Origin of the sequence: Mesorhizobium sp. B2-2-4, from assembly GCF_006442375.1 — a bacterium.
GTDB lineage: Bacteria > Pseudomonadota > Alphaproteobacteria > Rhizobiales > Rhizobiaceae > Mesorhizobium.
In genome coordinates this window covers 140,752-163,300 of sequence record NZ_VFWB01000004.1, presented here as the reverse complement: position 1 = coordinate 163,300, position 22,549 = coordinate 140,752, and the positions used below count along the sequence as shown (strand labels likewise).

Genomic DNA, 22,549 nt, shown 5'->3' with positions numbered 1-22,549 from the left:
TCGATAGCCGCGCGTTATGATGATCGTCCCGAAGCTGCGTCGACCCCACATCTGCCTGACGTGGACTGCTCCAGCAGCTCAGTCAGCATCCTGACGGCCTCCGTTAGCTCAAGGACCTCGCGCTCCCGCAGTTGGTCGATCTTCTCATGCAACAGCTCGATTTCGAGCTCCGCCTTCACATTGATGCGGTAATCATTCTCGGCCGCTTTGCGATCGATATCCCGTTGCCTGTTCTGGCTCATCATGATGATTGGCGCGGCATAAGCCGCTTGGAACGAAAGCGCGAGGTTGAGAAGAATAAACGGATAAGGATCCCAGCCCCTGATTGCGCCGAGGATGTTGGCGGCGATCCAGACGAACAGGATCAGGCTCTGAATGATGATGAAGGTCCACGATCCCATCACGGTGGCGACCGCGTCCGCGATCCGTTGCCCTAGCGACATGCCCGCGACGGCCGTCGGCTCATCCATGTCCTGAAGGCGAAGTGAGCGGCGCGCTTGCCTGAGATCAGCGAGCAGGTCGCGCTCGGCTTCTTCCATGCCGTCCTGATCTTCTAGCTTCTCGTTCACGCTGCCAATACCATTTCGCTCGAATGCACGGCCGACACCGCCGGGCGTTCCCGATGTTTGATTATCGCGTCGTTCAGCCGCGCGTCGCCGTGAGCGTTATGTTTCGGAAGAGGCAGGGTAAAGGTATTGTATCAATAACTGCCGGGAATGCCGTGAAGCACCGGCACCTGCAGCGATCCTAGGCAGCACGAAGTTCTTTGAGAAGGAAGTCTGTAAATACTCGCGCGGCAGGCTTGACGGCCTTTCCGCTGACGAAGAGCGCATTCACCTCCATCGAGCCGAAATCCCAGTCGGCCAGCACACGAAGGAGCCTGCCGGTCTCAAGTTCCGGGCGCACGCTGTTTTCGCTCGACGCCGCGATACCCAGCCCGGCCACCGCGCTTGCGACGGCCACTTCGTTGGTGGTGATGTCCAGTTGGCTGTCGACACGCACGGTGGTGATACGGCCGGCCTTGCGGAAGGAGAACGTCGGGGAGGGATGGGCCGGACTGATGATCACCGAGTGGTGAGCGAGGTCCGACGGCATCGTCGGGGCGCCGCGCTTCCGCAAGTATTCCGGGGATGCGGTGAGTATTCTCGGCTGATGAATGAGCTTGCGCGCGGTCGCGCTCGAATCGGGGAGGGGGCCGAACTGGAATGACACGTCGAGCCCTTCGGTCACGAGGTCCGGGTACCGGTCAGTCACCCGAAGCTCGACCTTCAGTGCCGGATGCTGCTCCACAAATGCGGGAAGGCGTGGGATGATTTCCCTAAGCGCAAGGCTTATTGGTGTGCCGATGCGGAGAGAGCCGCGCAACTCTCCCGTTCCGCGCGCTTCGTGGTCGGCCTCGTCGAGTGCCCCCAGGATGGCCTCCACGCGCATCAGATAGGTGGCTCCGGCTTCCGTCAGCGTCACCGCTCGTGTCGTGCGGCTGAAGAGCGTCGCGCCAACCTCCTCCTCGAGCGCGGCGATCAGCCGGGATGCCGAGGGCTGCGACAGACCGAGCTCGCGACCGGCACGAGAAAAGTTGCCGACGCGCGCGGCCCGGACAAATAATCTCAGTGCTGATAGTCGGTCGCCCATCGCTCGGTACGCTCGCACCGCGCTAGCCGAAGGCCTGGATGTAGGCGGACGCAGTTTCGGTCGATTCGACCATGGTAGCGACCGCCGCGGCCAGGCCGGCGATCCAAAATCCTCGGCGCCCGTCTGAAGCGAAAACTGCAAGTTGCGCTATCGAGCGTGGCTTTCCAAGCATTCGTCGGTCTCCTCGGCGGCTCCGTTCATTTTACAAGAAAATAGCGCCTATCGACTTTATGTATAATCGTACATTTGCGAGACATTGTCTCTCAAAAAATGAGAGACGATTGCTTTCGTGCACATCATGTGGCTATCGGTACCGCCAGCCAACGGAGTGTGAACCATGGCGGTGGGGTCCACGGCATCGCCGCGCATCTGGACACAGCACAAGATTGTCTCGGCGAAATCGCCAGGATGAAGGTGCGGCCGCGGCGCAACGGCGAGACAAGCTCACCATTTCGAATGCTACTGCCTGGGTGTGTCCGATCGCATGGCTTGGACGATCGGACACCGTGGCCGATCCTTTCGCAGCATCGCCAGCGTCATCATCTCGGCGATCGTCTCGCTTGTGACGAGACCGACCAGCTTGCCGGCGCCGTCGACAACACCAACGGTCGCGGCGGAATTCTCAATGATCAACTTCAACGCCTGCTCCAAGGTGGCGCGACTGGACACAGTGAGAACCGGTGAAGCGGACAAGGCGTCAGATACGCGCGCGTCGGTCCCCGCCTGTTTCACAAATTGAAGGGTGTTGGCGCGATCGAGCACGCCGACAAGACTACCTCTGACGTCGACAACCGGGAAAACCCGCTGCGAGGTTTGCAAGACGAGGTTTACGGCTTCCTCGATGTGGGCGTCGGGTTTCAGAGTGACGAAGTGACTCTGCATTGCCTGGCTTACGGGCACGCCGCGCGAGACAGCGCGCAGGGCGACCGAATGTGCTTCCGACGCGGCGGCCAGATAAACGAACACAGCGATAAAGACGAGGATCGGGTTATGGAAGAGTCCGATGAAGCCGAGCACGAAGGCCGTGAACTGGCCAATTGCCGCGGCGCGTTCGGTCGCGCGCACGTACCCCATCCGGCTCGCGAGCGCTGCACGCAGCACACGACCACCGTCCATCGGGAAGGCGGGAATGAGATTGAATAGCGCGAGAAACAGGTTGAGCGTGGCCAGCCGATCCACAATAGGGATCTGCATGTTGTCGATGCCCATCGCGGCGCTTGCGTGCGGCTCCGCATGCGCGAAGGCGATCAGGGCGCCCGCGATCACCACATTCACCGCAGGGCCGGCGATCGCGATGAGGAATTCCTGCCACGGCTCCTCGGGAATGCGCTCGAGCTGAGCGACACCGCCGATCGGCAGCAACGTCACGTAAGGTGTCGCAACCCCAAAAGCCCTGGCGGCAAAGATATGCCCGAATTCGTGGAGCAACACGCACAAGAAAAGGAGCACGACAAAGAGCAGGCTGCTCCAGGCGATGGTTGCGCCGCCCGCGGTATAGCTCGCGAAGAAGATCCACGCGAGAAACAGAACGAATGTGATGTGCAGGCGAACGGTGGTTCCCGCGACCCTTCCAATATTCAGCGACCAGGACATATAAGCCTCACTCGATCAATTCTGCTGTCATTGCGCACGCGCTTCCCGCACTACTTCGTTGCCGTCCAATCGACGAGCAGGGTGTCCCTGCGGCGAGCAGCCAAGACCGTCTTTGCATTGATATGGGTGGAAGCATCCAAGCCCCGGCGCTCAACGCCGCGGGCCCGCTCGGGTTTCAGCGACGTCTCGGACAAACCGGTTGAGGTTGATATCGAAACCATCCTGAAGGACCACCCCGTCAGGCCCGATGGCAACAAACCATGGCGTACCACCGGTCCGGAAGTTCTCCATCGTGGAGGGATAGGCGCCGAGCGGCGAACGCCCATCATATCCGAAGGGAATCCGGAGGCTGTAGCGCTGCTGGTCCACCTGCAGCGTGTCGCGAGTGTTCACGGAGTCACCTTCGAAGACCGTCTGGACTGCGGCGAAGCCGACATCCTTCATGCGCGGATCATTGACCAATGCCTGCAAGGCCGGGAAGCCGCGCGAGTGGCAACCGGGGCACCAGTGCTGGTAAAAAAAGAGAAGCCTGTGCCGGTCACCGAGCTCCTTCAGGGTCAGCGGCGGGCGCGCAATTCCATCCGCGTCAATCCAATAAGGAACCGCGAGTTCAGGGGCACGTCGTCCTGCGATGCTCTGAGTCATGATTATTCTCGCAATTCTTATTGCGGCGGCTGCATGCCCTTCAATTCGCCTGACCGCGCTCGCGCATAATCGTTATTGTCGTGCAAGCCGCTGGTAAAGCTATGGTCTCCATAACCCCCCGTAATGCCGCGACCGTCGCGAGAACAACGGACGGCAACGTCTCGGCCGTTGTGGGTCGGCTCGCAAAGAGCCATACGCGGAGCCTGGCCGAGCGCGGCCTATAAGCAACCCGCGCGCCCGCGTTCATTCCGATAACAGACGGCTATCAACTCCATGGCGAGAGGTGATTTTCCTTTAGGCCGCAGTGAACTCACTCTTCGACCAATCGTCGGCCCCTCGCTTACGGGCTGTAGTCGGCGTTCCATCGAACGATCGCAGGCCAGGAGGCTCGGAATGCAGATCAATGAGACAAGTGAATCGCGCCCTCGCACCCTCGACAGCGAGCGGCTGGAGGACATTGTCGTATTGGGCGACCGCGCCGGCCTTGCACTCGGCGTTCAGCCTGCGTTCAGTGCGAGAGACCTGGTCGCTGATGGCGACAATAACGGCACCTTCGCATCCAGGTGCGTGGAGATTCCCGTCATCGGGGCCAATGGCGAAGTGTCAGGTGTCTTGTGCCACACCAGTTGGTACGATACGCGCGGTATGAGCGCACTTCGCCCGCAGCAGGAGATGCACACCACGGGGGATCCAGCGCGGTTCATCGTTCACGACATCAATAACGTTCTGGCCGTGATCGCCAGCGGGTTGCGGCTCATCGAGCGTCAGGGCAGTGCCGAGCACCGACGGGCCATCGTCTCCAGATTGCAGGACGCTATCACGAGAGGTGCGATGCTCAGTCGCCAGTTTCTCGACACGGCGCGGCAGCAGTGCAACGCAAGCGACGGGTCGGTGGCAGGCAGTCGGCTTGCGGCGATGGCTGGAACGCTCGATCGCGCGTTGCACCCAGACGTCGCGGTCCGAACCGCAATCGATTCCGACCTATGGGCCATCAATGCCGACTGCGAAGAGTTATATTACGCTTTGCTGAATCTTTGCCGGAACTCGGCCGATGCGATGCCGAAGGGCGGCACAATTACCATTTTGGCGCGGAACGTCGAAGCGACCGCCGGATCGGCGGCGGGGTTCGTCGAGATCGCCGTGGTCGACGACGGAATCGGTATGCCACAAGACGTTCTCTCGAAGGCGGCCATCCGGTACTTCACCACAAAGCCCGTTGGGAGCGGATCCGGTCTAGGCCTTTACCAGGTCTACCGCTTCGCGGAGGGACGAGGCGGCGCGATCCGCATAGAAAGTGAACCAGGAGTCGGCACGGCGGTGAGGATCGTTTTACCTCGAGTGGCGGCATCCGCGCTCCCCATTAGCGGCGTTGCCGAGATTGCCTACACGCCGTCGCCCGATGGCGGCGTATTCCACGTCGTCGACCCGGCGACTGCAATACCGACGTCTTAGTCGGCAGGAATGGTTCGGCGATGCAGCTCACGTCCCCGCCCGGCCGTCTCGATCGTCCGGTCGACCACAAGACGGAACACGTGCTTGGCCCTAGCGACGCCGAGATTACGCTTGTCGAGTATGGCAGCTATGCCTGCCCACACTGCAGGGCGGCCAATGAGCGTATCGCGCAGGCGCGGGATCAGCTTGGCGATCGCGTGTGCTACGCCTTCCGACATAGGCCACTGACGGACAACAACCTTTCTTTCAGAGCCGCCGTGCTCGCGGAACTCGCGCCTACACGGGATGCATTCTGGGCCGCGCACATCAAGCTGATGACGAGATCAATGCAGCTTACCGAGGAAGATCTCCTCGCGGTGGCTGCCGACCTCGGCGTGGACCCGAATTTTGCGGACAACGACACTTCGCGGCATGCAAGGACAAGGGTAGAGGCAGATATCGCAAGCTCCCGCGCAAGCGGCGTGAGGTTCACGCCCACCTTCTACATCAACCAGCGGCGCTACGACGGGCCGTGGGACGAGAGCTCTCTCGTCGACGCGATGCTTGGCACCCTCGGCCACCGCGTCCGTACGGCCGCCCTTGATTTCGCGAGCTGGGGCCCTTCCGCCGGCATTCTGCTGGTGCTTGCGACTGTCGCGGCAATCGTTTTGACGAACTCGCCGATCGGACCGGCATTCATGGCGTTCTGGCGGCAAGAGCTCGGCCTGAGCGTGGGTGAGATATCCTTTCGGATGTCGATCCTCCATTGGGTCAACGACGGCTTGCTGACGTTGTTCTTCCTCGTCGTGGGACTGGAAGTGAAGCGCGAAATGACGGTCGGCCACCTGGCAAGCCGATCATCGGCCGCACTTCCCATCTCGGCCGCTATCGGTGGCATGATCGCGCCCGCGCTTCTGTATGCGCTGGTCATTCCCGCAGGGGCGTGGTCGCACGGTTGGGGCGTTCCGATGGCGACCGATACCGCGTTCGCGGTGGCCTTAATTGCCGTGATGGGAGCTCGTGTCCCCGTCGAGCTGCGCATCTTTCTCACTGCGGCCGCTATCGTGGACGACATAGGTGCGATCATCGTCGTCGCATTGTTCTACTCCACCGACATCCACCCGGGCTACCTGGCCGCCGCTGGCGTGGTGGTCGTCGGGCTGGCCCTATTGAGCCGGGCAAAGGTCTATATTCTCTCGCCTTACATTCTGATGGGCGTCGCGCTGTGGGCTTTCGTTTACGCCGGCGGCCTTCACGCGACGCTCGCTGGCGTAGTGCTGGCGATGTTCATCCCGACACGTCCGCCCGCCGACCTGGAGGCTCTGATGATGCAAGCGAGCACCATCATCGGGTCCGAAGCCCGGCATGAGGGAGAGGTTCTAAGGCACGGCCCCTCCACCCCCGCCCTACACGCGCTCGACGCCATCTACGACAGGCTAGAGTCGCCCGCCGACCGCTTGCTGCGGCACGCCGGTGCGCGATCGAGCTATGTGGTCCTCCCGATCTTCGCCCTCGTGAATGCGGGAGTAGCAATCAACCCGAGTGTCTTCGTTGGACATAGTCGGCTCATGGCCGCGATCGTAATCGGCCTTGCCGTAGGCAAGCCGGTCGGCGTCTTTCTCGCGGCGGTAGCCGCAGTTCGCACGGGCATAGCCGCCAAGCCATCAGGGTATACGTGGCGGCAGTTGGCTGGAGCGGGAGCACTCGCGGGCATCGGTTTCACGATGTCGCTCTTTATTGCGGGCCAAGCGTTTCCAGACGCCACTGCATTCTCGGCCGCCAAGATCGCCGTTTTCGCGGCGTCGGTTCTTTCGGCTGTCATGGGAACCATTCTGCTTTGGGGCGCGTCCCACCAAGAGCTCAACGAAGAGGTACCGCAGGACGCTTCCGAGCACGGCTCATGCCCCAAACGTTTACGCTGCATAGCAAACAGGAGGTTTCTAGATGATCCTACCGACAGGTACGACGATAGCAGTTGCTGATGGTGAGACGGTCCGGCTGTTCCACAATACCGGCGTGAAACCTGGAGTGCATTTGGTCGAGATAACGGAGGCACCGCCCGCGCCCCATAACTCCGGGTCTGGCGCGCGCCATCACAACGGATCGAACAATCACGATGGCAGGCGGCTCGCCGAGGACGATTTCGCGGCTGCGACGGCCGCGTTCCTGAACAAGCTCAGCCTCGACGGTACGATAGAGCACCTCGTCATCGTATCGGATCCCAGGACCTTGGGCGAGATGCGAAAGCACTTCGATCGCGGCCTGAAAAGCAAAATCATAAGTGAGCTCGCGAAGGACTTCAGCCGGCGTTCGCTAGAGGACATCGCCTCACTGATCGCGAGCGCCTGAAGCATTGATCCGAAAGGCGGAGGCATAGAGTAGCTCAGTCATAATCGCGATGAATAACTCAAAGTTGCCGACAACGGCTACTGCTCGCGAGCGACCTGAACCAGAGTTCCCCAGGGTAAATAGCGGCCATGCGGGAGGAAAGACCGGCAATGCGAAAAAGCAAGAGCACGTCTGATGCGGCTTCGCCTCCGGTGACAAGGCGAAAAACGCGTGACGTCGCGGACCTGCTTCATAGCGCCACGGAATACCTGATCGCGACTGGGCAGGCCGAGCGCGCGCTCAAGGCAGGCAACAGTGCGCCGTCCTTTCGACTGCCGGGCCACGATGGCGTTGAGGTCGCCTCGGAAACACTGCTCCGGCATGGGCCGATGCTAGTTACTTTCTACACCGGGTTGTGGTTTCCCGCATGCAATCGCGACCTGCAAGCATTCGAGTCCCTTCGCCCGTCGATCGAAGCGCGTGGCGCGTCACTCGTGGGCATCTCCCAGCAGACCGTCGCCGAGAACGCAAAAGCACACGCGCAATTGAAGCTCGGCTTTCCGATTCTTTCAGATCGAGGCGGTCGCGTTGGCCAGCTCTTCGGCGTGCGATGGCGCATACCTGAATTGCTCCGAGACCTTCACAGGAAGAATGATATCGACCTCCCCGTTTTCAACGGCGACCAAAGCTGGACGTTGCCGATACCGTCCCGCTTCATCGTCGATAGGGCAGGGCTTATTGCCTTCTCGGAGATCAACCCCGGGCAGTCCAGTCGTTCTCCACCACGTGACGCGTTACCGGTGCTGGATCATCTGCGCCATCCGCATGCTGCATAGGCCGCGAAGAAGAAAGTCCCGAGTTGCGAAAGCGTTGCCTCGGCTCCGCGTGATCGAAATCATACGACACGACGCACAATGAGAGCTGGCAGGCGGGTCACGCCAAACCTGAATCTGGTCGTCTGGGGAAGGGAGCACCAAGCCGCCCATCGCCTTTGATAGCACGCAAGAAACCGCGATCTCAGGCGGGCGTGGGAGCGTATCGACCGTCGAATGTTGCCCCGCTAATCGGGTCAGTGAACCTCACTCCTACAGCCTTTCCGTCGGAACCGGCTATCCAGAACACATCGTATGTGGTGTATACCGACGGCGGCCAGAACGACTGGAACCTCCCGTCATTGTCCACTTTCCATTCTCCCGACGACCGACCTCCGGCGTCCGTGTAAACGGTGCGTCCGTCCGAGTAGAACTCCTGTGTTGCGCCGTCCTCATACGCAAATGGTGCTCGTGTCACCGCGATGGCGATGTCGGCTCGGTCAATACGATCGCCGTCTTTGACAGCAGAACCTTCGATATCGGACATGTCGTTCTCCTATTGAAATGGAGTTTTGTTGACGGCTCGTTTCCAAGCCCCAGCTTGCCATCAGCGAATGGCTCCCCGGGATTACACATGAACGAGAGTTGTATCTTGGCGGGATGGATCGATGCTTCCAACTACCGCCGGGCATGGTTTTCATAGCGATTGGCAATTAGGGATTTCGATGAACTGCCTCTTTGTCTGCGCGGTAGCGCACCGCCTAGGGGATGATGACGCTTCGCGAAGGAAGACATTTACACAGCGAAGCAACCAGCTGAAATCACTGAGCCGAGCGACAAGCGTTCCCGAATGCGTCTTCCTCATCGCAGTCGAGATCGGAAGCGAGGCGCGCAGCGGCATCGGTTTATGGATCGACTATTATAACCGGCGACCCACACTCGATTTCTGGCGGTAGGACACCCAACGAGGTCTATGCTACGTCAGAAATGGGAGCAACTGGCCGCGCAGAAACCAACCCGATCCATCTTAGTCAAGCCGCCAAGCTGTCTCATCAGGCGGGCCTACCTCACAGACCACTTCAATTCCCGTCTGTTATGAAATCCATACAATGGTTTCATTCGCTTGGAGCGTCAACTTCTGGCGAAACCTAAATGCGCCGAAGAGAACGCAGTTTTCGAGCTGGCGCAGACACACTTTGCATAAGAACTCCCGCAAACTAGAAGGACACCTACTAATGAATCTGAGACCCATTCTGTTCGGAGCATTGGCTTTCTCAACGCTTGGAGGCGGGGCATTGGCAGGCGCTCTCGACTCGCCAGCGATGATGCAGCCGTTTTTTACTGATTCAGCAATGAAAACGATGAAGCCGAAGGCTGCGTTCGAGGCCGCTTGGAAAAACATGGCAAAGAGTGATCAGGACGCGATGATGAAAGAGTGTCAGGACGCCGCTATGAGCAAACCTTACGCGGAATTTTGCGCGAACCTAAAACCCTTAGGCGGCGCAAACCACTAGGGCCGAAGCCACTGATTAGCGGCGGGCCTCGTGCCCGTCGCCCATGATTCGACCATGCGGGCCCGGGCCGAGATCGCGCATGTAAATGCAGTGTGAATGCCGAACTGACCAGCCAACGCTGCGTCGATTGGTCGGTAACTTTACGGTGCCGTCTCGTCTCATCCGTATGGGAGAACGTTGTCATGCCCGAAAAGTCCGTTCGGAACTTCAATATAAACTTCGGTCCGCAGCATCCGGCAGCTCACGGCGTGTTGCGCCTGGTGCTCGAACTGGACGGCGAACTCGTCACCCGCGTCGATCCGCACATCGGGCTCCTGCATCGCGGCACGGAGAAACTGATCGAGCACAAGACTTATCTTCAGGCCGTGCCCTATCTCGACCGGCTCGACTATGTCGCGCCAATGAATCAGGAGCATGCGTTCGCGCTGGCAGTCGAGCGGCTCCTGGACATCGACGTGCCGATCCGAGGGCAGCTGATCCGCGTCCTCTATTCCGAAATCGGCAGAATACTGAGCCATCTCCTCAACATCACGACACAGGCTCTCGATATCGGTGCGCTTACGCCTCCGCTTTGGGGTTTTATCGAACGCGAGAAGCTGATGGTTTTCTATGAGCGCGCTTCCGGGTCACGGATGCACGCTGCCTATTTCCGTCCGGGTGGCGTACACCAGGATCTGCCCGAACGGCTGATCGAGGACATTGGCAACTGGATTGACCCGTTTCTTGTCACAGTTGCAAATCTCGACGAGCTTTTGACCCCCAACCGCATCTTCAAGCAGCGCAATGCCGATATAGGTGTCGTCGCGTTGGACGATGCTTGGGCGTGGGGCTTCTCGGGCGTTATGGTGCGCGGCTCGGGCGCAGCCTGGGACCTCCGGAAATCGCAGCCTTACGAATGCTACGCAGAGATGGATTTCGACATCCCCATCGGAAAGAATGGCGACTGTTACGATCGCTATCTAATCCGGATGGAAGAAATGCGTCAATCCGCAAAGATCATCCGCCAGTGCGTCGACCGCCTTCTGGGCAAAGAGCGCATTGGTCCGGTGTCAACGGAGGACGGCAAGGTTGTGCCGCCGAAACGGGCCGCAATGAAAAGGGCGATGGAAGCCTTGATCCATCATTTCAAGCTCTACACTGAAGGCTATCATGTGCCCGCCGGCGAGGTTTATGCGGCAGTCGAGGCTCCGAAGGGCGAGTTCGGCGTCTATCTCGTCTCCGACGGCACCAACAAGCCCTATCGCTGCAAGCTTCGCGCCCCGGGTTTTGCCCATCTCCAGGCGATGGACTTCATTTCCAGGGGCCACATGCTTGCCGACATTTCGGCGGTTCTCGGTTCGCTCGATATCGTATTCGGTGAGGTCGACCGATAAACGACAACATAGCTCATGGATCCGTGTAGTCGCTACAATCAGGCAAGGGTGGCATCCGGCAAATATTGCTCGCGCGTTAGGTCGTAGCGGAAGCTACGCGAAAAGGTACAACGTGGGTCTTCCTCCCACGTCAGATCGCCCTTATGGATGGGCGCCAACCTCGTTGAATCGTCAAAACGCGAGATGCCTCGCGGAAAGTGCGACGCCTCCAACTTAAAATGCAAAACGGGGAGATGCTGTCCGTCCGATTTGTCGGCGCTCAGGACCCCGGCAAAACTGAATTCGGCGGAGCACGCTCCAGCGCGGCGTTTGTAATCTTCTTCGGAAAAGCAGCTGTCGCCTTCGGTATCCAGCGTCCAGCGAGCGATCTCCTTTTCGCCGCGCGCCACCGTAAAGACGCTAGGCTCCGCCCTCTCGACGCAGATCCTCAACATCGTTACATGCGAGTTCGTGATCGCCGGTGGGCGAAAGCGGTTCGAAGCCCGGATGGGGGGCGGTGTCGCCGCTGCGAGTAGCAGAAGCGCGGTCAAAGGCAGCGATCATTGCCTGTTCCTGCGTGTCATCGAAGCGCGCCTCTCATCATGGCGCATACCGCCGATTTGAGAGGCAGCCTGGGGGCTGTTGTCCTTCGGAGATGTGAGCGCAGGCGGGGAGGGGTTGATGCTTGCCGATCTCAAGCACGACTGGCAAGCCGACGAAGACAACCGCCATGATCGACAGCAAAAGCCCATCGACCGGTCCCGATGACCGCAGCCTCGACCCGAAACCGTATCGACGCAGCATCGTGCCGAGCAAAAGGTCCCCCCGCTGAGGATCATGGCCGAGACGATCTCAGATCGTTCGGGGCTGAAGATCAGTTGCCCTCCATAATCGTCTAGATAGTGCCATAGCGCCAACGCGCCGAGGACGATCGGCAGTGCTCCGTCCACGGTCCACGCTAAGCCGAAGCCGGGGAGCCGCAGCAGTGCGGTGACAAGCACGCCGCACAGCGAAATCACCCAGAGCAACCCGTCCGGCGGCGCGCTCATCGCTCCGCCGAGGAGTGTCCGCTTACGTCGATAGGCCTCAGTGAATAGCTCGTCCACACGTAGAGCTGAACGATGATTCCGGCGACGACCACCGCGCCCACTGTGCGATAGACTCGTCTCAGAAATCGGACGATCAATCCGATACCTGGCTGAGAAGCGGGGTCTGAGGATTTTGAATCAACAAGGATCATTCTCTCACACTGCTTCGGACGGCGAGCTAGGTCCAGTTCCTGGCGATCCAAAGCAGGTTCAAGTTGGACGGCAAAAAGCATTGTCCGATCGACCTCGTAACGCCAGTTGCCATCTTCGGTCTTGCGGCGTTTTCGTTCAGGTCGATCTGCGAGTAGGCGCATTGCATCGCTTCGTTGCTGCGATCGCTCGCTCGCAGGTCGCATCTCAAACTTGAACCTACCCTTCTTAAATTGCCTGTGGCGGCGATGTAGAAATGTCGCCAGCTCTGCAAAGAAGAAATGTCGCATTGGCCGTTCCAAAGGGCAGGGTGCAGCAAGTTAGAAATGCGACAGTGGCGCGCTTCCTGGCGCCGACTTGAGCGCCCGATCGGGCGTCAGCCGAGGTTTGCGGCTGAGTTGCGTAGTCAGTCAGTCTCGACCGCGCACGTGTCCAATATCGAAGGCCTGGGACCGCTATAACGCGCGGCTATTAATTTCATGGCGTGACGTCATTTCTCCTTTGCCGCCCGCGATCCCATGCTGATGGACGTGAGCGACAATTGTTCATCGCTACTGCGATACCCAAGCAAAGGTCATGATTAGGAGGCCACAAATGGCAGTCAAAAAACCAGTTCTGACACCGCCGCAGGGCGGCGAGACAATGACCGCCAGCGGCGGTTCGAAAATCGAGATCAAAGTGGAAAGCGGCCAGTCCGGCGGCGACTATAGCGCGGTCCTGTGGACGGTGCGCGCCGGAGAGGAGCCTCCGATGCATACCCATTCGCGCGAGGACGAGTTGGTCTATGTCGTGGAGGGAAAGCTCATCGCGACGGTCGGCGATACCCGCGTCGAGGTCGGCCCTGGCGCCTACGCCGCACTTCCACGTGGCGTGCCGCATACGATCGAGATTGTCGGCGACCAGGCGGTCCTGCTGGCCACTTACGTGCCGGGAGGCTTGGAGCGCATGTTGGTTCCCCGAAAAGGTGAGAAGCCGGATCCGGCCGCGTTCGGCATAACGTTCCCGTAGAGGACATGGGCAGCGGCGCGCCGTTGATGACTTTGCGGTCTCACGGCGCCGCTAGCCTGTTGTTTCAGACGCAATGCGTTCGCTCCACGGGGTTGGCCCAAAACGCTGCTATGATCGATAAGTCGAAGTCTCCCTCCCGCGACTATTCCAAGACACTTTATCTGCCGAAGACGGACTTCGCGATGCGCGCGGGTCTGCCGGAACGCGAGCCGAACTTGCTCGCCCGCTGGAACGAGATCGGCCTGTACGACCGGCTGCGCGAGAAGTCTAAGGGCCGTCCGAAATTCGTGCTGCATGACGGCCCGCCCTATGCCAATGGCAACATCCACATCGGCCACGCGCTCAACAAGATCCTCAAGGATTTCGTGATCAAGAGCCGGCAGATGGGTGGCTTCGATTCGAACTACGTCCCAGGCTGGGATAGCCATGGCCTGCCGATCGAATGGAAGATCGAGGAGGCCTATCGCGCCAAGGGCAAGAACAAGGACGCGGTGCCGATCAACGAATTCCGAGGAGAGTGCCGGGCATTCGCGCAGAAATGGATCGACATCCAGCGCGAGGAATTCAAGCGCCTCGGCGTGATCGGCGACTGGGCGCATCCCTACACCACCATGAACTTCGGCGCCGAAGCGCAGATCGCGCGCGAGATCATGAAATTCGCCGCCAACGGCCTGTTGTATCGTGGCTCCAAGCCGGTGATGTGGAGCGTGGTCGAGAAGACCGCGCTTGCGGAGGCGGAAGTCGAATATGAAGACCAGATCTCCGATACGGTGTGGGTGAAGTTTCCGGTGAAGGCCGCGTTCGGCCGCCTCGCTAATGCCTCGGTGGTGATCTGGACCACGACGCCATGGACGTTGCCCGGCAACCGCGCCATCTCGTTTTCCTCCAAGATCGCCTACTGCCTTTACAAGGTTACCGACGCGCCCGCCGACAATTGGGCGAAGACCGGCGACCTTCTGATCCTTGCCGACAAGCTTGCGCCGGATGTGTTCAAGCAGGCGCGCGTGACGTCCTATGAGCGCACCTCCGACATCGATTCCGGTATCCTCGACGCGCTCGAATGCAGCCACCCGCTGAAGGGGCTCGACGGCGGCTACGAATTCACCGTGCCGCTGCTCGATGGCGATCATGTCACCGACGACACCGGCACCGGCTTCGTCCACACCGCGCCGGGCCATGGCCGCGAGGACTTTGACATCTGGATGGCGAATGCCCGCGACCTGGAAGCGCGCGGCATCTCATCGACGATCCCCTACACCGTCGATGCTGACGGCGCGCTCACCGCGCAGGCTCCGGGCTTCACCGGCAAGCGCGTGCTCACCGACAAGGGTGAGAGGGGCGACGCCAACGACGCCGTCATCAAGGCGCTGATCGAGCGCGGCGCGCTGCTGGCGCGCGGTCGCCTCAAGCATCAGTATCCGCATTCGTGGCGCTCGAAGAAACAGGTGATCTATCGCAACACGCCGCAATGGTTCATCGCGATGGATAAGGACATTTTGAACGGTAGCAAGGCGAAGTCCGGCGACACGCTGCGTCATCGCGCCTTGCAGGCCATTCAGGTTACGCAATGGGTGCCCGAACAGGGACAGAACCGCATCACCGGCATGATCGCGGGCCGCCCCGATTGGGTGGTCTCGCGCCAGCGCGCCTGGGGCGTGCCGATCACCGTATTCGTGCGCGAGAAAGGGGACGGCTCGGTGGAGATCCTTCGGGATGAGGCCGTCGATCTGCGGATCGCGGAAGCCTTCATGAGCGAAGGCGCCGACGCCTGGTACGCCGAAGGCGCGCGCGAACGCTTCCTCGGCGATCACGCCAAGGACGATTGGAAGAAGGTCGACGACATTCTTGATGTCTGGTTCGATTCCGGCTCGACGCATGCGTTCGTGCTGGAAGACGCGCAACAGTTTCCCGGCCTCGCTGGCATCAAGCGCAAGGCCGATGGCGGCAACGATACCGTGATGTATCTCGAGGGAAGCGACCAGCATCGCGGCTGGTTTCATTCTTCGCTGCTGGAAAGCTGCGGCACGCGCGGCCGCGCGCCGTATGACGTGGTGCTGACGCATGGCTTCACGCTCGACGAGCACGGCCGTAAGATGTCGAAGTCGCTCGGCAACACCACCGCGCCGCAGGACGTCATCAAGCAGTCCGGCGCGGACATCCTGCGCCTGTGGGTCGCGCAATCGGACTACTTGGACGATCTGCGGATCGGGCCGGAAATCCTCAAAGGCACCATCGAGACCTATCGGAAGCTACGCAATATCATCCGCTGGATGCTGGGCAGCCTCGCGCACTTCCGCGACCAGGATCGCATCAAGGCCGATGAAATGCCCGAGCTTGAACGGCTGATGCTGCATCGGTTGAGCGAGATCGATGCCGTCGTCCGCCGGGCCTATGCCGAGTTTGGATACAAGGCGGTGATTGGCACGCTGTCGCATTTCATGAACACCGAGCTCTCGGCCTTCTATTTCGAAATCCGCAAGGACACGCTGTATTGCGACCCGCCATCATCCGTCGCGCGCAAGGCCTCGCTGACGGCGATCGACTATTTGTTCCGGCGCATCGTCACCTGGCTTGCGCCTATCCTGTCCTTCACCGCCGAGGAAGCGTGGCTCTCGCGCTATCCCGGCGCATCCTCCGTCCATCTCGAGCCGTTCCAGAATGTCCTTGGCGCATGGAGCGACGATGCGCTGGCGCAGAAATGGGACGCGATCCGCGACGTGCGCCGCGTCGTCACCGGCGCGTTGGAAGTCGAGCGCGCCTCCAAGCGGATCGGCTCGTCGCTTGAGGCCTCACCGCTGGTCTATGTCTCGGACACGACGTTGCTGGGCACCCTCGCCGACATCGACCTGGCCGAGATCTGCATCACCTCCAACGCGATGGCGAGCAACGAAGCCCCGCCCGCGGGTGCATTCACGCTCAATGACGTGCCGGGAGTTGCCGTGGTGGTTGAGAAGGCGGTCGGCAGGAAATGCGCGCGGTCATGGAAGATCCTCCCAACCGTCGGCGACGATCTCGAATATCCCGATGTCACGCCGCGCGATGCGCAGGCGCTACGTGAGTGGAAGGCGCTGGAAAGAGCCGCCTAGCCTGCATCCTTGGCAGTTAAAGTCCCGGCTACGAAACAACAGTTGCGCGCATATTGTCCGGCGTGCTGTCGAACGTTGCTATTTGACGTCGACGCCATTCCAGAATGCGACGTAGTCCTTGATGTTTGCGGCCGCCGTCGACGGCTGTGGGTAATACCACGCCGCGTCCTCATTGGTTTTCTCGCCCACAACCAATGAATAATAGCTCGCTGTTCCCTTCCACGGGCAGCGGCTTGCCGTCGAACTGGTTTGCAAGAATTCCTTATGCACGCTTTCAGGTGGGAAGTAATGATTTCCTTCGACGACGATCGTCTTATCTGATTCCGCGATGGTCGCGCCGTTCCAAGTCGCCGTTGTCATTGAATTCTCCTGGCCGTGCCACGTTGTTTTGATGGCCAGAAGGCTACCGCAGGCTGTCGGCCCGGCGAATTAACGAACGGGAATGGATTGCATAGCGTTACGGATCCGCTCTGGTCCTATCTTTCGTCCTTCCCAAAAGATCGGTGCAGCGCGTCGAGCGTCTCGATGGCCTCGCGGACCGTCGGTCCGTGTTCGTTGCGAACGGTGGCGCTCATTGCGTTGAATTCCGCGTCTTGCTCTTGTGCCGCGGCGGCCAGGATTTCGCGAACGTCGCAGGTTTCTCCCGCCGGCGCCGAAGGTTGTGTGCCGAGGGAAAGCATCTTGCCTGGCAGCGGTTTGGAGGGTGGCGCGGCAGGACGCGGCACAAACGCCAGCGCGGCGTTATCACCTTGCATCGCCGGAGCGGCCTTGGCGTTTGCCTTCGTGCGGCGCGACGCCCGACGTGCGGCGGTTGACGTGGCTTAGACCTAGACCGCGTCTTCGTACTCGGCGCCTCTTGAGTGTTCTGCGGCTCGGGCGCCGGGCTGATGGCCCCTTGCAAGGGCTCGTCTTGCCAAGCCTGCAGCCGAGGCAGGACAGATGGCGATCCTTTCGCGCGCTCGTAATAGCCGCGGTAGGGCTTGTCTAAGGAGTGCCGGATCTTGGTCAGTTCGAAGGACGGGGAGTTCGTACCATAAGGATCGACAGGAGCGGTGACATCTCGCGCAGCTCGAGCGGACTTCGCAGCGGCCGCGGTGTATAGTGCGGGGCCCAGACGCGGGGCGCGAATATCCCCTGCCCCGGCCGCTGGATCGGCGTCTTGTAAACCTGGGTCGTCTCGCCGAGCATCTCCGAGACAAATTTATTCATCCGATGCGACCGTTCATGACGAGATTGTCGGCAAGCAGGGTGCGCACGAGGGCCTTTTGCGAAACCTTGGATTTCTTTGCAGGACAGGCGCGCAGATCGAATTGCGCACAGTGCTGATGCAACCGAACGCGTCCAATCTTTCAGCACTTGCACGCTTCATCGCTACGATCCTGCCGTTTATACACACATGGGCAATCATGCAGCTGAAAAACATCGGCTACGGTCGGCAGAATTGGGCAAAGCTATTTTACGACAGCTCAAGTGGCTTTGACGTGATTTCGCGAGCCGTGAATTTCGTCACCAGCCGCGGGATAGAGGCGCGGTTGTATAATTTTCCGCTCTGCACGGTGCCCGAGGAATTCAGGCACCGTGCCCCGGGACAATTTCCGACTGGAAACGTACCTATTTGAACGATACGCGAATTTGGGGGTAGGGGCATGAAGAAGCGATTGTTTGCGATCCCGTCGCTCCTAGCGGCCGGCTTCCTTCCGACCCAGACGCATGCATTTCCGACGAAACCGACATTCAGCGACGGCGGAAAGTCAACGCCTTTGTTCGATATCTTCAAACTCAATCACGAGTATACGCTGGCGGGGCATAGTAGCCACAGCAGTCACAGCTCGCATAGCAGCCATCGTTCGTCGACCGGGGGATATTCAGCTCCTGACTATCAAAGCCCATCCCCAACTTACACCGCTCGGTTGTACAGTCCGCCGACACCCCCTCCGACATATCAAGCCCGAAGACCGTGCCTGCCCCGGCACCGCTCAAGATCCTTCCGGGTAACGCCGAGCGTTTCAAGGACATTGTCCTTGAGGTGCAGTTCGCCATGCTGGCGTTCGGCTATTACAACGGGAAACTCGACGGCATATTCCGTCCCGAAATGAGGGCTTCCTTGACGAAGCTTCAGACGGACTATGGTTTGAAAGTGACAGGTACGATCACACCTGAGACATTGGATGCGTTGAGGACAACGGACGGATCAGGGATATGAAGACGCGCAGCGCCAAGCATTTCTGGAGTGACCCGTTGCAGACGTTCTTTCAATGGCCGGCTTTGTGACGCAGAGCCGTCGAGGCGGAATGCTGACATCATCTGAGCGGCCGGCCGGCTTCCTCTGAGGAGCTGGCGGGAGCCCTGATAGAGCCGGTGCAGCCGTCAGCGCAACAGCGGCTTACCGGTGACTTCACTCCAGAAGCGGACGAACAGTTTTCGGTCCCAAGCCAGCCGGCCACGGGCCCTTGTTTCGGTGACTCAAATCGCTCCGCCGATATCCGAAAAACTGTCGATCCGTTGAGCGGTGGCACCTGCCCGCTCCCAAATCGTTCCCATTGGTGGCGGCTCGTTAATTGAACTGATAGCCGCACGTTATGGCAGTGTCTGATACAGGGTCCACGGTTCTGATTGTCGAGCGCTCGATGGCTCGCGCACGCTCCAGCGCTGGTGCGGCCCCAGGTTTGGAGATGTGGCCGAGAGGTAAAGCCAAAAGGCTGTTTCGATAAGAAGCGTCGCTGTTTCAGGTTGCCGAGGTTTTATGTCTGAAGTGGACTGGCTCAGCCGTCTCTTGCAAATCATTACCGTGACCGGGCAGCTCGAGGTTCGCTGCGCGTATGGTGCGCCGTGGCGCGTAGCCTGGGGCCAATCTGCGGCGAACGAAATTCCCTACCACGTTATCGTCAGTGGCCGGGCCATTTTAGAGAATCCGGAGACGAGAACGGCGCGGGAGCTGGCGAGGGGAGATGTCGTGCTGCTCCCTCACGGCGCGGCGCACGTACTGCATGACGGCAGCGGCGGAACGCCAATCCGTACACACGAAAGCGTTGGCTCTGCCGGATGGACGTTGAGTAAGAACGACGGCCGGGGCGAGCAACTGGATTTGTTGTGCGGGCGATTTTTCATTGGGCCGCCGCACGATCGGCTGATCCGCAACTACATGCCCGCCGATCTCGTCGCTCGGGCAATGAACGGTGATGGAGAAGACGGCATCGGCTCTGCCTCCAACCAACTGGCGAGTCTCGTAAGGCTGATGCGAATGGAATCCGCGGGCGACAGAGCGGGAGGACGGGCCATTCTCAACGCACTTTCTTCGGCACTGTTCACGCTGGTATTGCGCTCGGCGAGCGAGGCCGAGGAAGCCCCCGAAGGCTTGTTGGCTCTTGCCGGCCATCCGCGGCTGGCGCCAGCAATCGCGGCGATGTTCTCCGATCCGGCGCGATCCTGGAAGCTGCCTGATCTGGCGGATATGTGCGGCATGTCGCGGGCCACATTCATGCGGCACTTTCAAGACAGGTTAGGTTGCTCCGCCCTCGATCTGTTGACCGATCTCCGCATGAGCTTGGCAGCCAATGAGTTGAAGAAGCCCTCCATCAGCACCGAGGCAGTGGCCGAGACGGTCGGCTATCAGTCGGTATCGGCATTCAGGCGCGTATTTGCCGAGAGGATGGGGATGACGCCGGGGGAATGGCGTCGAGCGGCGCACACCGGCGAGCAGATGCGCGGCGGCTGAGCATGGGCATGTTTTGATCCTTTAACGCATCTTATTGAGCCAATCCAGTCTCGAACTAATCACCGCCACACGTAAATTGATCTTTGTAATCACTTGATGAGGGAGCTACCCCAATGAACTGCATCAACACCGCCGCCACCAAACCCGCAACGCGCGTCGTTGGCGACGCCGATTCTGAGACCGGGAATAGCGAAAATGCTCTCGCGACGAACGTCGTAATCGAGACCATTTTGAGCCGTAGTGCCACTAAATACTACGACCCTGCCGCGACCCTGACCGACGATCAGATCCGTCAGCTGGTGCGCATCGGCACGTCCGCACCGACATCCTTTCATCTGCAGAACTGGCGCTTCATCGCCGTACGGTCGCCTGAAGCCAAGGCTCGGCTGCGTCCGATCGCCTGGAACCAGCCTGCGATCACCGACGCTGCCGTGACCTTCATCGTCATCGGCAAGTTGGCCGATGCCAGCACCGTCCCCGATCGCCTGGCGCCGGTGGTGGAAGCGGGCATCATGCAGGCGCAGATGGTGCCGGATTGGGAACGGGACGCGCGCCGGATCTATGACGATCAACCGCAACAGGACCGCGACGAGGCGGTCCGCACCGCCACCTTCGGCGCTGCGGCGATCATCTATGCGGCCCGCTCGCTGGGCTGGGGCTCGACGCCGATGATCGGCTTCGATGCCGAACCTGTGCATCGCGAGTTCGAGCTCGCCGAGGATGAAATCCCGGTGATGTTGCTGACCGTGGGACCGGAGAGAGCGGGCAACTGGCCGCAGAAGCCGCGCATGCCGGTGGCCGACGTTCTCGACTTCGCATGATCAACCACACAATCAAGAACTTATGGAGCCTATGATGGCGAGAACTGTCGCTCTGAAGCCGGACCAGGTGCCGGCTGACTCGAAACCCACTCTCGATGCCTTTACCAAGAACATCGGGTTCACCCCAAACATGATGGCGGCGTTCGCCCAGAGCCCCATTGCATTTAACTCATGGGCGACACTACTCGGATCCCTGAGCAAGGCGCTGGATGTGAAGACACGCGACAGCATCGGCCTCGCGGTCTCCGAGCTGAACGGCTGCAATTATTGCCTGACGGTTCACAGCTTTACGGCCGAACACATGGCCAAGCTGTCGGCCGAGGACATCATCCTCGCCCGAAAGGGTCACGCCAACGACCCGAAGCGGGACGCCGCCGTGCAGTTCGCGCGCAAGGTCATCGAGACCCGAGGGCATGTTGGTGACGCCGATCTGAATGCTGTCCGCGAGGTTGGCTACACCGACGCGAACATCATCGAGATCGTCGCGCTGGTCGCCATGTACTCCCTGACGAACTTCTTCAACAACGTCTTCGATCACGACAAGGACTTCCCTGGGGTCGCACCGGCTGGCTCGATCTGAGCCCTGTCTTCTCGCCACCTCGTGAAGCCATCGGAACAATCACATGAACATTCTCCATATCGATGTCAGTCCGAGACAGGAATCGCATAGCCGCAAGCTTTCGGCGGCGATGGTCGAAATGCTTCTCGAGGTTGCGTCCGGGGCGACCATCACGCGGCGTGATGTGGGAGCGCAACCCCTGCCTCACGCCGAGGCGGATTACGCAGTCACCCTGTCGTCGCCGGTCACATTGGCGGCCCCGCTGCAGGGTTCTCTGGATCTTTCCGAAACACTCATTCGAGAAGTCGAAGCGGCCGATGTGATCGTCATCGGAACGCCGATGCACAATTTCACCCTTCCCTCGGTCCTCAAGGCCTGGATCGATCAGGTCCTGCGCGTCGATCGCACGATGAAGTCGACGCCGGCCGGAAAGGTGGGAATGCTCAGGGATCGTCCGGTGTTCATCGGCGTCGCTTCCGGCGGCGTCTTCACCGGCGAGCGAGCCAACCAGCCGGATTTTCTCACGCCGTATCTGACGCTGGCGCTGAACTCCATCGGGCTGCAAAGCCTGCAATTCCTCCCGCTAGAGGCCACCGCCTTTCTTGATGGGGACAAGGCGGGACTTGCGAGGAAGAAGACTTTGGCAGCGCTTGACCTGACGGTCGTGCGAGAGCTTCCAGGTGTCGGTTCGCCTGCAGTGATTTCGCGGTGCCCTGCCGCTCCGGAAAGTATCGCCAAGAACACCTTGGCGGCGCGTCGCAACCTCCTGGCACGACCATGCGACAACCTTCCGGCCGCCGCCGGTCTGTGAACAC

General features: G+C 60.3%; 22 protein-coding genes and 1 pseudogene. 15 read left to right on the top strand and 8 right to left on the bottom strand.

The annotated features are described in order from the left end of the window. Positions 1-14: 14 nt before the first annotated feature. The 4 genes from FJ959_RS11735 to FJ959_RS11720 form a co-directional block, all read right to left on the bottom strand. Complete coding sequence (locus tag FJ959_RS11735) at positions 15-569, bottom strand: DUF1003 domain-containing protein (protein ID WP_140581425.1); 555 nt, start codon at positions 567-569, stop codon at positions 15-17. Between the two features lie 178 nt (positions 570-747). Beyond that, the gene (locus FJ959_RS11730; RefSeq protein ID WP_140581423.1) at positions 748-1,632 is read right to left on the bottom strand and encodes a LysR family transcriptional regulator; all 885 of its coding nucleotides are present in this window, start codon (positions 1,630-1,632) and stop codon (positions 748-750) included. 459 nt (positions 1,633-2,091) lie between these two features. Then, positions 2,092-3,225 carry a site-2 protease family protein gene (locus tag FJ959_RS11725; protein ID WP_140630255.1) on the bottom strand — a complete coding sequence of 378 codons (1,134 nt, stop codon included), beginning with the start codon at positions 3,223-3,225 and terminating at the stop codon, positions 2,092-2,094. A 150-nt stretch (positions 3,226-3,375) separates the two neighbouring features. Next, on the bottom strand, positions 3,376-3,870 hold the full coding sequence (locus FJ959_RS11720) for a redoxin domain-containing protein (RefSeq protein WP_140581417.1): 495 nt from the start codon (positions 3,868-3,870) through the stop codon (positions 3,376-3,378). Between the two features lie 393 nt (positions 3,871-4,263). On the opposite strand from FJ959_RS11720, the gene FJ959_RS11715 reads away from it, so the two are divergent. The 4 genes from FJ959_RS11715 (at position 4,264) to FJ959_RS11700 (ending at position 8,465) form a co-directional block, all read left to right on the top strand. Next, complete coding sequence (locus tag FJ959_RS11715; protein WP_140630252.1) at positions 4,264-5,322, top strand: ATP-binding protein; 1,059 nt, start codon at positions 4,264-4,266, stop codon at positions 5,320-5,322. 20 nt (positions 5,323-5,342) lie between these two features. Then, complete coding sequence (nhaA, locus tag FJ959_RS11710; protein ID WP_140581414.1) at positions 5,343-7,283, top strand: Na+/H+ antiporter NhaA; 1,941 nt, start codon at positions 5,343-5,345, stop codon at positions 7,281-7,283. Beyond that, a complete protein-coding gene (locus FJ959_RS11705) occupies positions 7,246-7,650 on the top strand; it encodes a host attachment protein (protein ID WP_140581412.1) in 405 nt (134 codons plus the stop codon). The genes nhaA and FJ959_RS11705 overlap by 38 nt, the downstream gene beginning before the upstream one ends. A 149-nt stretch (positions 7,651-7,799) precedes the next feature. Then, positions 7,800-8,465, top strand: coding sequence for a peroxiredoxin-like family protein (locus FJ959_RS11700; protein ID WP_140581409.1), 666 nt, complete (start codon positions 7,800-7,802; stop codon positions 8,463-8,465). 181 nt (positions 8,466-8,646) lie between these two features. Here the strand turns inward: FJ959_RS11700 and FJ959_RS11695 are convergent, their stop codons facing one another. Continuing rightward, positions 8,647-8,988: a hypothetical protein gene (locus FJ959_RS11695; protein ID WP_210239509.1), complete on the bottom strand. Its 342-nt coding sequence runs from the start codon at positions 8,986-8,988 to the stop codon at positions 8,647-8,649. 301 nt (positions 8,989-9,289) lie between these two features. Between FJ959_RS11695 and FJ959_RS11690 the strand changes: the two are divergent. The 3 genes and pseudogenes from FJ959_RS11690 to FJ959_RS11680 form a co-directional block, all read left to right on the top strand. Next, positions 9,290-9,416, top strand: a pseudogene (locus FJ959_RS11690) (IS3 family transposase); the annotation flags it as partial. A gap of 260 nt (positions 9,417-9,676) precedes the next feature. After that, positions 9,677-9,955, top strand: a complete 279-nt coding sequence (locus FJ959_RS11685) for a hypothetical protein (protein ID WP_140581406.1) — start codon at positions 9,677-9,679, stop codon at positions 9,953-9,955. A gap of 182 nt (positions 9,956-10,137) precedes the next feature. Then, a complete protein-coding gene (locus tag FJ959_RS11680) occupies positions 10,138-11,328 on the top strand; it encodes an NADH-quinone oxidoreductase subunit D (RefSeq protein WP_140581404.1) in 1,191 nt (396 codons plus the stop codon). Between the two features lie 38 nt (positions 11,329-11,366). Here FJ959_RS11680 and FJ959_RS11675 read toward each other — a convergent pair whose 3' ends face one another. Then, on the bottom strand, positions 11,367-11,717 hold the full coding sequence (locus FJ959_RS11675; RefSeq protein WP_140581401.1) for a hypothetical protein: 351 nt from the start codon (positions 11,715-11,717) through the stop codon (positions 11,367-11,369). A gap of 635 nt (positions 11,718-12,352) precedes the next feature. Beyond that, positions 12,353-12,835: a hypothetical protein gene (locus FJ959_RS11670; protein WP_140581398.1), complete on the bottom strand. Its 483-nt coding sequence runs from the start codon at positions 12,833-12,835 to the stop codon at positions 12,353-12,355. Positions 12,836-13,139: 304 nt separating this feature from the next. Here FJ959_RS11670 and FJ959_RS11665 point away from each other — a divergent pair, with 304 nt between their 5' ends. Further along, a complete protein-coding gene (locus FJ959_RS11665; protein WP_140581395.1) occupies positions 13,140-13,553 on the top strand; it encodes a cupin domain-containing protein in 414 nt (137 codons plus the stop codon). A gap of 110 nt (positions 13,554-13,663) precedes the next feature. Beyond that, positions 13,664-16,639 carry an isoleucine--tRNA ligase gene (gene ileS, locus FJ959_RS11660; RefSeq protein WP_140581392.1) on the top strand — a complete coding sequence of 992 codons (2,976 nt, stop codon included), beginning with the start codon at positions 13,664-13,666 and terminating at the stop codon, positions 16,637-16,639. A gap of 78 nt (positions 16,640-16,717) precedes the next feature. On the opposite strand, the gene FJ959_RS11655 is transcribed toward ileS, so the two are convergent. Continuing rightward, a complete protein-coding gene (locus tag FJ959_RS11655; RefSeq protein ID WP_140581389.1) occupies positions 16,718-16,999 on the bottom strand; it encodes a DUF427 domain-containing protein in 282 nt (93 codons plus the stop codon). Between the two features lie 950 nt (positions 17,000-17,949). Here FJ959_RS11655 and FJ959_RS11650 point away from each other — a divergent pair. The 6 genes from FJ959_RS11650 (at position 17,950) to FJ959_RS11625 (ending at position 22,545) form a co-directional block, all read left to right on the top strand. Then, the gene (locus FJ959_RS11650; RefSeq protein ID WP_140630249.1) at positions 17,950-18,258 is read left to right on the top strand and encodes a hypothetical protein; all 309 of its coding nucleotides are present in this window, start codon (positions 17,950-17,952) and stop codon (positions 18,256-18,258) included. A gap of 338 nt (positions 18,259-18,596) precedes the next feature. Then, positions 18,597-18,842 carry a peptidoglycan-binding domain-containing protein gene (locus tag FJ959_RS32580; protein WP_224704912.1) on the top strand — a complete coding sequence of 82 codons (246 nt, stop codon included), beginning with the start codon at positions 18,597-18,599 and terminating at the stop codon, positions 18,840-18,842. Positions 18,843-19,382: 540 nt separating this feature from the next. Then, a complete protein-coding gene (locus tag FJ959_RS11640; RefSeq protein ID WP_140581384.1) occupies positions 19,383-20,354 on the top strand; it encodes an AraC family transcriptional regulator in 972 nt (323 codons plus the stop codon). A 113-nt stretch (positions 20,355-20,467) separates the two neighbouring features. Further along, positions 20,468-21,175 (top strand): nitroreductase family protein, encoded by a 708-nt coding sequence (locus FJ959_RS11635; protein ID WP_140581381.1) that lies wholly within the window; start codon positions 20,468-20,470, stop codon positions 21,173-21,175. Between the two features lie 34 nt (positions 21,176-21,209). Further along, positions 21,210-21,755, top strand: coding sequence for a carboxymuconolactone decarboxylase family protein (locus tag FJ959_RS11630; protein WP_140630247.1), 546 nt, complete (start codon positions 21,210-21,212; stop codon positions 21,753-21,755). 43 nt (positions 21,756-21,798) lie between these two features. After that, positions 21,799-22,545 (top strand): NAD(P)H-dependent oxidoreductase, encoded by a 747-nt coding sequence (locus FJ959_RS11625; protein WP_140581377.1) that lies wholly within the window; start codon positions 21,799-21,801, stop codon positions 22,543-22,545. Positions 22,546-22,549 lie beyond the last annotated feature (4 nt).

Coding starts and splice junctions, on each gene's coding strand:
- FJ959_RS11635 (WP_140581381.1), top strand. CDS start 20,468: ATGAACTGCATCAACACCGCCGCCACCAAACCCGCAACGCGCGTCGTT.
- nhaA (WP_140581414.1), top strand. CDS start 5,343: ATGCAGCTCACGTCCCCGCCCGGCCGTCTCGATCGTCCGGTCGACCAC.
- FJ959_RS11700 (WP_140581409.1), top strand. CDS start 7,800: ATGCGAAAAAGCAAGAGCACGTCTGATGCGGCTTCGCCTCCGGTGACA.
- FJ959_RS11705 (WP_140581412.1), top strand. CDS start 7,246: ATGATCCTACCGACAGGTACGACGATAGCAGTTGCTGATGGTGAGACG.
- FJ959_RS11715 (WP_140630252.1), top strand. CDS start 4,264: ATGCAGATCAATGAGACAAGTGAATCGCGCCCTCGCACCCTCGACAGC.
- FJ959_RS11670 (WP_140581398.1), bottom strand. CDS start 12,835: ATGCGACATTTCTTCTTTGCAGAGCTGGCGACATTTCTACATCGCCGC.
- FJ959_RS11695 (WP_210239509.1), bottom strand. CDS start 8,988: ATGTCCGATATCGAAGGTTCTGCTGTCAAAGACGGCGATCGTATTGAC.
- FJ959_RS11640 (WP_140581384.1), top strand. CDS start 19,383: ATGTCTGAAGTGGACTGGCTCAGCCGTCTCTTGCAAATCATTACCGTG.
- FJ959_RS11655 (WP_140581389.1), bottom strand. CDS start 16,999: ATGACAACGGCGACTTGGAACGGCGCGACCATCGCGGAATCAGATAAG.
- FJ959_RS11730 (WP_140581423.1), bottom strand. CDS start 1,632: ATGGGCGACCGACTATCAGCACTGAGATTATTTGTCCGGGCCGCGCGC.
- FJ959_RS11725 (WP_140630255.1), bottom strand. CDS start 3,225: ATGTCCTGGTCGCTGAATATTGGAAGGGTCGCGGGAACCACCGTTCGC.
- FJ959_RS11720 (WP_140581417.1), bottom strand. CDS start 3,870: ATGACTCAGAGCATCGCAGGACGACGTGCCCCTGAACTCGCGGTTCCT.
- FJ959_RS11625 (WP_140581377.1), top strand. CDS start 21,799: ATGAACATTCTCCATATCGATGTCAGTCCGAGACAGGAATCGCATAGC.
- FJ959_RS11685 (WP_140581406.1), top strand. CDS start 9,677: ATGAATCTGAGACCCATTCTGTTCGGAGCATTGGCTTTCTCAACGCTT.
- FJ959_RS11630 (WP_140630247.1), top strand. CDS start 21,210: ATGGCGAGAACTGTCGCTCTGAAGCCGGACCAGGTGCCGGCTGACTCG.
- FJ959_RS11665 (WP_140581395.1), top strand. CDS start 13,140: ATGGCAGTCAAAAAACCAGTTCTGACACCGCCGCAGGGCGGCGAGACA.
- FJ959_RS11680 (WP_140581404.1), top strand. CDS start 10,138: ATGCCCGAAAAGTCCGTTCGGAACTTCAATATAAACTTCGGTCCGCAG.
- ileS (WP_140581392.1), top strand. CDS start 13,664: ATGATCGATAAGTCGAAGTCTCCCTCCCGCGACTATTCCAAGACACTT.